The sequence below is a fragment of the Methylomonas rivi genome (assembly GCF_024505165.1).
GTDB classification, from domain to species: domain Bacteria; phylum Pseudomonadota; class Gammaproteobacteria; order Methylococcales; family Methylomonadaceae; genus Methylomonas; species Methylomonas rivi.
This window is the reverse complement of the sequence record NZ_JANIBK010000140.1, coordinates 1-10,342: the sequence shown is the minus strand read 5'-3', so window position 1 is coordinate 10,342 and position 10,342 is coordinate 1. Positions and strand designations below refer to the sequence as shown.

At 56.3% G+C, this 10,342-nt stretch carries 4 protein-coding genes; all 4 read left to right on the top strand.

Going from position 1 to position 10,342, the window contains the following annotated elements; genetic code table 11:
- On the top strand, positions 1-447 hold a 447-nt coding region (locus NP596_RS17490; RefSeq protein WP_256616680.1), incomplete at its 5' end, for an ATP-binding cassette domain-containing protein.
- A 22-nt stretch (positions 448-469) separates the two neighbouring features.
- Positions 470-1,900 carry an HlyD family type I secretion periplasmic adaptor subunit gene (locus NP596_RS17485; RefSeq protein WP_256616679.1) on the top strand — a complete coding sequence of 477 codons (1,431 nt, stop codon included), beginning with the start codon at positions 470-472 and terminating at the stop codon, positions 1,898-1,900.
- A 922-nt stretch (positions 1,901-2,822) separates the two neighbouring features.
- On the top strand, positions 2,823-9,173 hold the full coding sequence (locus NP596_RS17480) for an alpha-2-macroglobulin family protein (RefSeq protein WP_256616678.1): 6,351 nt from the start codon (positions 2,823-2,825) through the stop codon (positions 9,171-9,173).
- Between the two features lie 571 nt (positions 9,174-9,744).
- Complete coding sequence (locus NP596_RS17475; protein ID WP_256616677.1) at positions 9,745-10,053, top strand: DUF167 domain-containing protein; 309 nt, start codon at positions 9,745-9,747, stop codon at positions 10,051-10,053.
- Positions 10,054-10,342 lie beyond the last annotated feature (289 nt).

Sequence of the window (10,342 nt, the reverse complement as noted above, 5' to 3'; positions counted from 1 at the left end):
CGCGACAACATTGCCCTGACCGACCCCGGCGCGCCGCTGCCGCAAGTGATCGCCGCCGCCCAATTGGCCGGCGCTCACGAGTTCATCCTGGAATTGCCGGAAGCCTACGACACGATGGTAGGCGAACACGGCTCGACTTTGTCCGGCGGCCAGCGCCAACGTATCGCCATCGCCCGGGCCTTGCTGGCCAATCCGCGCATTTTGATTTTCGACGAAGCCACCAGCGCGCTGGATTACGAATCGGAACGCATCATCCAACAAAACATGAAAGCCATTTGCCAGGGCCGCACGGTAATCGTCATCGCCCATCGGCTGAGCGCGGTACGCGACGCTAACCGGATTATCGTGTTGGACAAGGGGCAAATCATCGAGCAAGGCAGCCATGCGGAATTGCTGCAACGGCCCGATGGGCATTATGCCTATTTGCATCGGTTGCAGATGGGATGAGGCGATGCAAGGTAGCTAAGGCATGAAATTTCAAGCCGCTATGGATTTACTCCATCGCTATAGATCAGTGTTTCGCCAGATTTGGACCCGGCGGGCCGAACTGGACGGAATCCCTCGGCAGCGCTACGAAGCCCAATTTTTACCGGCGGCGCTGGCTTTGCAGGAAACGCCCGTATCGCCGGCCCCGCGCGTGGCCATCTGGTTGCTGATAGCCTTTGCCGTGTTGGCGGTGCTGTGGGCCACCTTGGGGCATATCGACATCGTCGCCACGGCTCAAGGTAAGATCGTGCCCAACGACCGGGTCAAGACCATTCAGCCGCTGGAAACCGCCACCGTGCGGGCGATTTACGTCGGCGACGGCCAAACCGTCAAAACCGGCGAGGTGCTGATAGCACTGGATGCCACCGCCGCCGATGCGGATACCGATAGCATTGCCGGCGATCTACAAATCACTGAACTACTGGCCGCGCGCGACACCGCCTTTCTGGCCAGCCTCAATCAGTTGCAGCAGGGCAAACGGCAAGCACCGCAACTGCAAACCCCCGAAAGCGTTTCGCAGCTGCAGGCCGGCAACGAGCAGCGGCATCTGGACGGCGAGTGGCAGGAGTTGTTGAGTAAGCTGGCACGGCTGGAAGCGGACAAAGCCAGCCGGGAGGCGGAATTGCGGGCCACTCAGGCCACCGTGGCCAAACTGCAAAATACGGCACCCATTGCCCGCCGGCTGGCCGAGGATTATCAACAACTGCAGGGCAAAAAGTTCGTCTCCAGCCACGATTATCTGGAACGCGAACAAGTCCGTATCGAACAGGAAGGCGAATTGGCGACCCAACAGCAAAAACTACAATCGCTCAACGCTTCAATCCAGGAAGCCGACAAGCAAAGAAACGAACTGTTGGCCTCCACTAAACGCACCGCGCTGGATCGTTTACACGACAGCGAACAAAAAATCGCCGGCTACCGACAGGCGATGATCAAAGCCCGTCAGCGCAGCCAGCTGTTGAAACTGACCGCGCCGGTGGACGGCAGCGTCCAGCAATTGGCCGTGCATACCGTCGGCGGCGTGGTGACGCCGGCCCAGCCGCTGATGATCATAGTACCGGCCGACCAAGCCCTGGAAATCGAAGCCTTCATCGAAAACAAGGACATCGGCTTCGTCAACCCCGGCCAGGACGCCGAAATCAAGATCGAAACCTTCCCTTATAGCAAATACGGGGCGTTGCACGGCGCAGTGCTGCAGGTCTCCACCGACGCCGTTAACGATGAAAAGCGCGGGCTGATCTACGCCGCCAAAGTCAAACTGCCGCGCACTACCATGCAGGTGGAAAACAAATCCGTCAACCTATCCCCCGGCATGGCGGTAACGGTGGAAATCAAAACCGGCAAGCGGCGGGTGATTGAATACTTCCTCAGCCCCTTGATCGAGCACGTCGGCGAGAGTTTGAGAGAGCGGTGAATAGTGAACGTCTGCTAGACGGGCTAGCGCAGACGGCTTAAGCGAAAGTTGTTGGCGCCAATAGCTGTTTTCAACGGCACATGAGTTACCAATCCTTAAATTTAAACTGCTTCAACCGTTGTTTAAACTTTTCCTTGTCCGTAAAGTAAAAAATCGCCAGAAACATCGCCGGCCATAACAAGAACAGAAATAATTGACTCAAAGCGGCAAAACTCATAGGTACGATCCTCCAATATGCGCGGTGAGATGATGGCATCGATTTCTCTTCACCCAAAAGGTTTCGGAAAAGGCCGTGGTATCAAGCAGTATGACGGTAGATCGAGGCATTGTTCAATGGATTACCGATCGAATCAAGGCAAATTCAACTGCTTGGCTAAATTATGCCGAACCGGACCAAACTCGGCGGCGAGATCTAGCGGGATTGCGGCTTTACTTAAAGCTGTCGTCGTTTTAGCTCGCGGCTGTCCGCCGCTGGCTTCGCACGCTTGCTGATTTTGCCATGCAACCCGGTACCTGATTGGCAAGATGCTTCAGCAAAACCAAAAACGCTGTCATGCTCGCAGGGATTCCCTCTGGGGCATAAATGCGGGCATCCAGTGCCATGGAGGGTATCTTCGAGCTCTCCATGCAGTCCGGAGTCCGGCAATCCCTGCCGAAATGACGATTTGCGCGGCTTACCTTTGAGTTGGCTGAAGGCGCTTGCTAATCAGGACCCGGTAAGGGCTTGATTCTGTATTCCCCATCAATAATCGGTGGTTGGCGGCGGCGTCTTGGTCTATGCTTGCAGCCGACCGGATCGGCCAGCCTGTCTTGCCAAGCCGAAAAAATCATCGCATTTCAGCAAGATGCAAGGGAAACGTCGCTTATGATCACGCCATCGCGCCACGGTTTAATCGGAAGATTAGCCGTTCTACTCTGTTTAATGTCGATATTGCCCGCTTGCCGGGAGCAAACCCACGGTGCGGCGGCGCCGTCCGTCTATCTGCTGAACCATCAACACTGGACCACGGTATTGGTGTTGAATTTTACCGATGCCGTCGCGCCGCCGGATGACAACGGCGAACCATTGACCGATGCCCTGCCGCAACTGCAGCCGGCCATCGAAGGCGAATGGCGTTGGCAAGACCCGTCCAGACTGGTGTTTTACCCTAAACAGCAAACGCTCAAGCCGGACTCGACCATCCGGATTAACCTAAGCGATTTGAAACTGCACCCCGCCTACAACCTGGAACAAACCTTATTGAAATTCCACACGCCCGTGTTACGGATAATACGCCAGCAATGCCGTTGGACCGATACGGACGAAGCGCCGTTACGCCGCTCGCTGGAGTTTTCACTGGAATTGAACTACCCCGTGGCCCAGCCGGTTTTCAGCGCGGCACTGGCCAACGGCACCGCCATTGCAATGCATGCCGGCGAGGGCGCGCGCATCGCGGCGGTCAGCGATCCATTAGTGCGTCCGGCCGAAGACTCCAGCATCAAAGCGGTGTTCGCGGCCGGTACCGTGCAGCTGCTGACCGCCGATCGTAAGCTTACCGAAGCCGTCGAATTGGCTAGCGGCGCGGAGTGCGAATTGCCGGTAACACGTAGCGATTGGGATAAAAGCGATGCCGAGCAAGTACCCACCGTCAACGGCATCGCCGTCGATCGGGCAGAGGACAAACTATTGATTTCGCTAAAAGGACAGGCGCTAAGCGAATCGGCCACCAAAGCGAATGCCGGTAAACCGGTGGCTAGCGGAATCGCGATCAGCCCGGCCGTCGAGGGTAGCTGGCTTTACGGCGAAGCGGCCGGCGGCGCCGATCTGGTATTTACCCCGAAAACGGCGGATTTACTGAAACCCGGCATGCGTTATCAAATAACCCTGGATAAGGCGGCATTCCCGAATTTGAGTTTCGACAAACCGCAATTCAGCGCCGAACTCAATATGCCGGAAATGAAGGCCGATATCCTTTCAGTACAGCTTTACAGTGATCCGCAGGCACCGAAAATCAAGCGCCTGACCGCTACCCTGGAATTTCCTTACCCGCCGCAACGCGATAGTCTGGCCGCCAAGACCGCGCTATGGTCGCGAATTTTGCCAGCCAAAAGCTTCGATAATGCCTTGGCCTTTGAAATCAGTTACGACGATAAACACCCCAAGCTGGCTTATCTGAAATCAGCGCCGCTGCAAATCGGCGATGCGCCCAGCGAAATCAAGCTGGTGTTGGACAAAGGCATAGCTGCCGCCAGCGGCGGCGAACCCAGCAAACGTGAAACCTATCGGGTGCTGGCCATTCCCAGTGCGCTGGAGTATCTGCAAATCAGCGAGTTGGAGCTGAACAGCGTCGTCAAGGAAGACGATACGATTGAGCGGCTGATCGTCCTGCAAACCACCGCGCCCCTGAATGACCCCGCCGCATTGGAACAAGCGGTCCAAGTCTATATCCTGCCGGATTGCAAGCCAAAAAATCCCGAGCGGCCCAAATTTTGCGCCCAAAAAGATCTGAGCGAATGGCAAAGCGCCAATCAGGTTGATGCCGAGGTACTGAAAGCCTCCATGCCGATTTCGGTGAAATGGCGGGATGCCGGCAGCGAGGATAAACGCGTGCAACACTTGAATTTCTCCGCGCCGGAGAACAAACAATTGCTCGTTATCGTCGGCAAGGGCCTGGAAAGTGTGGATGGTTTTCGGTTGACAAAAGACGCACGCTATCTGAAAGAATTGGGCGGCAACCAAAGGGAATTGAAAATCCTGCATGAAGGCTCCTTATTGAGCCTGAGTGGCGACAAAAAACTCGGTGTCACCAGCCGTGGTGTCAACCAGGTCAAGGTGCAACTGCAACGCATTTTGCCGCACAACATGCACCATCTGGTGCAGTTCACCTCCGGCAGCTTCCAGAATCCGGAGTTCAACTTGCCGATAGAGCATTTCGCCGAAACCTTCAGTTACGACGAAATTTTGCCGGCCGGCCAGGACATGCAGCGGCACTATTTCGCGGTGGACTTCGGCCGCTTTACCAAAAACAACGGTTATCCGCCGCGCGGCTTGTTTATGTTGTCGGTTGCGGAAAAGAAACCGGAGCCGGCCGAGAGTTGCCAGAATCAGGAAGAGGCAGGTGACGACGCCAGCGAAAACCAGAACTACGCGGAAGGCGAGGAAGGCGACCCGGAACAGAATGAGTGCGATGCGGATACCGGTTCAGACGTTGATCAGGACAAACGCTTGGTATTGCTCACCGACATGGGCTTGTTGGCGAAAACCGCTGCCGACGGCAAACAGACGATCTTCGTGATGTCGTTCCGCACCGGACAACCGGTGGCGGGTGCGCAGGTGTCGCTGTTGGGCATGAACGGGGTGGCGGTATTTTCCGGCAAAACCGACGCGCAAGGTCAAGTCAGCTTTCCGACCACCGAAGGTTTAAAGGCCGAGAAAACCCCCACCGTATACTTGGCCGAAAAAGACGGCGATTTATCGTTCTTGCCGTTCAACCGCGACAACCGGCAACTGGACGTGTCGCGCTTCGATATCGACGGCCTGCACGACAGCGCCGACAGCCTGCAGGCTTATTTGTTTTCCGATCGCGGCATCTACCGGCCCGGCGATACGGTCAACATCGGCCTGATCTTGCGCAAGCGGGATTGGTCTGCATTGCCGGCCGGTTTGCCGCTGAAAGCCGTGATCCGCGATCCGGAATTGCAGGAAGTCTGGAGCCGTACCATCGGCTTCGGCGCCGAAGGCTTCGAGGAAATCAGCTGGACCAGTCCGGCGGCCGGTAAAACCGGCACCTACCGGGTGGAATTGATCGTGGCCGATAAAAGCAAAAAATCCCTGGGCAGCACCCGGGTGCGGGTGGAGGAATTCCAGCCCGACCGCTTGCAGGTTAAAACCGAACTGCTGAATGCCCCGGCCAAGGGTTGGATAGCGCCGGAAGGCGCCAAGGCCCGTATTACGGTGCGCAACCTGTTCGGTACCGCCGCCGAGGGTAATGTGGCCAAACTGGAGCTGACCGCCCGGCCTTGGGCAGGGCAGGTCCCGGGTTACGGCGATTACCGCTTCCGCCGCTCGGTGCCGGAAAACATTCCCGACACCCCGCAGGCCTTGGGCGAAGTTAAAACCAATGCCGAAGGCGAAGCGATTTTCGATCTGCCGCTGGCTAGCATTGCCGAGCCGGTTTATGAAATTTCCCTGGCCGGCGAAGGTTTCGAGAAAGGTTCCGGCCGGTCGGTTATTGCGATGGCAACGGCGCTGGTTTCCAAACAGGCTTATCTGCTGGGCTATAAAGCCGACGGTAGTTTGGATTACATCAGTAAAGACAGTGCGCGCAAGTTGAATCTGCTGGCCTTGGGCGCCGACTTTCAACCGCGCCAAACCGAGACTTTGACGGCGGAGATTGTCGAGATTCGCTATGTTTCGACCTTGGTCAAGCGCGAAGACGGCCTATATCAATACCAGTCGGTGCAACGCCAGGAACCGCGCAATACTCAGCCTTTAATCTTGAATAAAGGCGCGGCCGATTTCACATTGCCCAGCGCTAATCCCGGCCGTTTTTACCTGCTGTTCAAAAACGCCGACGGCGAAACCTTGAATCGGGTCGATTACACGGTGGCCGGCGACGGCAACGTAAGCCGCAACGTCGAACGCAACGCCGAATTGAATCTGACCCTGAACAAAACCGAGTACCAGCCCGGCGAAACCCTGGAAGTGCAAATCGTCGCGCCTTACCAGGGCGCCGGTCTGCTCACCGTCGAACAGGACGGCGTGCGGACCAGTCAATGGTTCAAGACCGGCACCACGGCCTCCAGCCAGAAAATCACCTTGCCGGACAACATCAGCGGCAATGCCTATCTGTCGGTGGCCTTTGTGCGTTCGCTGGATTCGCGGGAAATCTACATGAGCCCGCTCAGTTACGGGGTGGTGCCGTTCAGCATTTCCAAGCAGCGCTATACGCAAAACATCAGCTTGAACGTGCCGGAAAAAGTGCGGCCGGGTACGAACCTGGATGTTACTTACCAAATCAAGGAAGCTACCAAGCTGGTGCTGTACGCGGTCGACGAGGGCATTCTGCAATTCGCCCATTACAGCAACCCGGCTCCGCTGGATTATTTTTTCCGCAAGCGGGCCTTACAGGTCAAAAGTCATCAGATCCTGGATTTGATCCTGCCGGATTTCGCGCTGGTACATAATCTGTCCGCGCCGGGCGGCGACGAAGATGCGCAGCTGGGTAAGTATAAAAATCCCTTCGCCCGCAAGCATAAGGCGCCGATGGCGTTCTGGTCAGGCATCATTGATGCGCAACCCGGCGAACATACAGTATCCATACCGGTACCGGATTATTTCAACGGCAAGATTCGGGTCATCGCCGTGGCCGTCAATGCCGGTAAATTGGCGGTGCCGGTGTCGCATACCGTCGCCGCCCAGGCCTATGTGATTCAGCCGCAGCAACCTTACGTGGCGGCGCCGGGCGACGAATTCGACATGGGTGTGCTGGTGGCCAACAACAGCGAGCAGGCCGGCAAACAGGACTTGCAAGTCAGCGTCGCGGCCGGCGACATGCTGGAATTGCTGTCGCCCAATCCGCAAACAGTGTCATTGGCGCAAGGCCGGGACGGTACCGTGCGTTTCCATGCCAGGGTCAAGGATAAACTGGGGCCGGTGAACGTGCAGTATCAGGTTGCGGGTGGAACCGAAACGGCTGGTTACAGCGAGGAAATCAGCATCCGTCCTTCCCAGCCTTTGCTAACCACGCTGCAAGGCGGTGTGCTGACCGTGGATCAGCAGCGTAAAGGCGAAGTGCGACAATTGGATTTGCAACGCGACATGTACCCCGAGCAGCGGAAAACCGAACTGGCCTTATCGCTGACGCCGGCGGCGTATTTGCGCGGCATCGTCGAGTTTCTGAAAAATTACCCCTACGGCTGTACCGAACAAATCGCCAGCCAAGCGTTCCCGGCGGCGGTGTTGGGCGTTAACCCGGAGCTGGGCTTGTCGGCCAAGGACGTGCAAAAACTGTTGGAACGCAGCATCCACACCCTGCAAACCCGGCAAAAACACGACGGCGGTTTCGGTTATTGGACGGCGGCGGATGAGGGCATGCCGTTTTATTCCATGTACGCCGCTCACATGTTGCTGGAAGCCAGGGAACGCGGCCACAACGTGCCGGAAGCCATGCTGCAGCGGGCGCTGGGCTATGCCGACGAGTTTGCCCAATCCCGCCAATATTCGCCGGAGCAGCACGACGCCAAAGCCTATGCCTTCTACCTGCTGGCCCGCAGCGGCCAAAACGTGGCCGAACGGTTGCGGGCTTTCGAAGCCGATTTGCAGGCGCAAAGCAAAAGTAGCGGCCAGCCGATTGCCAGCCGCACTCGCTTCTTTATTGGCGCAGCCTACAAGCTGCACCATCTGGATCAGGATGCCGACCGCCATTTCGGCGACATCCAGCGGCAATGGCAAGCCAGCGGCATATTGCCCAAGGACATGCAGAACAATCCGGAAGACCTGAGTTTGTATCTGTATCTGGTTGGCAAACATCTGCCTGAACTGTTGGATACCCAAGATCCAAAATTTGGCGGTTATCTGCTGGAACTGGGGCAGGATTTGGTCAGACAGAGGATGAACTCCTTCCGCGGCTCCATGGCCTTGCTGGGTCTGGGTAGTTTATGGACGCGCTTTGAACAAGATCAGCAACAAAGTTTTACTGTGTTGGCTGGCACCCCGCTGGCGCAACTGGAGCTGCAAGGCAAATCCATTAAAACCGCCTTGCTGACGCCAACCACACGGCCGCTGGAACTGCGCGGCGAAGGCAAATGGAGCTTGTATTACCAACTCAGCGAAACCGGCTACGACCGTGCGCCGCCCAGCTCCGCCATCGCCAAAAAGCTCACCGTCAACCGGCAACTGCTGAGCGACAAGGGCGTAACCATAAACCGCCTTAGCCTGCAGGACAAACTGCATATCCGCATGGCCCTGCATCCGGATCACGCCATGCAGGATGTGGCGGTGGTGATGCTGATCCCCGGCGGCTTCGAAATCGACCTCAGCGAACACGGCCTAGCCGAGCGCAAGTCGCTGCCGATAGACAAGAAGCCCTTGTGGCAGCCGGAATACATCGACGTGCAGGAGGACCGCTTGGTGCTGTTCGGCGATCTGGACGGCGGCGAAAAGTATTTCGAGTTTCGCCTGAAACCGCTGAATTCCGGCACTTACCAAGTACCGCCGGTATTTGCCGAAGGCATGTACGATACCGAGATTCTGTATCGCGGCTTGGGGGATGTGATTAAGGTTGAGGAGTGATGGCGGTTATTCTTCCCATGCTCCGGCGTCCCGTGATCGTGTCTCTATCGCGACGGCTAGATTTAATGCTGGTTCTCGCATCTGCGGCCGAGATACTTTCTTTTGCTTCGCCAAAAGCTGCGATGCTCGGGGTGGAATAACGGGAGAACTTGAAAAACAGATTTCATTTGTAGGGTGGGCACGGTTTTTGTGCCCACGCGGAATCAAGGTATTCGCTCTAAATTTGGTGGGCGGAAAAGCGTTACCCACCCTACGCTGTCAACGTCTTTGCTCATTGCAATACCAAGTCGGCAGGATGCACGGAGCGCGTTCCCTGCAAATTCGAAGGCCGAGGCCTGGAAATGTCATGAAACCATTGTCGTGGCAACGTGATCTACAAAACTGGGTAAAACGAGACAGACGGTTTGTCGCCTGGCTCCCAAGCCTGGGGCTGGGTTTTAAGCTGTTTATACTCACTAAAAAATCAAACTTTCGAAAATGAACCGATATATCCAACTGTTAAACATTCATTCGCATGGTCAAACCGAATAAGAACAAAGCGAAAGGCGGGGGTAAGGAAACAGGTAACGGCATGCCGATCGATACGTTTTGCGCTTGGGACGGCGACGTCCTGGTACTGAATGTGCTCGGCACCCCCGCCGCCAAACGGGATGCGATTGGCAAGCCTAAAGGTAATCAACTTAAAATCAGTGTCACCGCTACCCCGGAAGACGGTAAAGCCACCGATCACATGGTGCGTTTTCTGGCAAAACAGTTTCGGGTGGCGGTTAACGATATTGAAGTGGTGTTTGGCCGCTTTAATATCAATAAACAACTGCGTATCAAGGCACCCAAGCAATTGCCGGCGGTCATCGGCAAGCAATTAGCGGAAGAGAATTAACCGTTGGGCGGTTTCAACTTTTTCAGCATCGCTTTATTGCCGCGGTCCTATCGGCTTAGGACGTCATCGACAACGGCAGGCAAAACGGTGCGGAGGTTTGATTGGTTGCGCGGGGAGCTATTGAAGTCTGTTAAGGCATGCAAGGCTGATTTGCCGGGGATCGGGTATCGCCGAGGCTTGCGATTTTAGCTCGGAGCGGCTTAATTTAGCTGCTTTGCCTGTTTTCAGATCTTGCAAGAATGCTTTGAAGTGCGAGGCGGGTTTTAAGGCGCGAGGAATTGCCTTTTCT

Coding starts and splice junctions, on each gene's coding strand:
- NP596_RS17485 (WP_256616679.1), top strand. CDS start 470: ATGAAATTTCAAGCCGCTATGGATTTACTCCATCGCTATAGATCAGTG.
- NP596_RS17480 (WP_256616678.1), top strand. CDS start 2,823: ATGTCGATATTGCCCGCTTGCCGGGAGCAAACCCACGGTGCGGCGGCG.
- NP596_RS17475 (WP_256616677.1), top strand. CDS start 9,745: ATGCCGATCGATACGTTTTGCGCTTGGGACGGCGACGTCCTGGTACTG.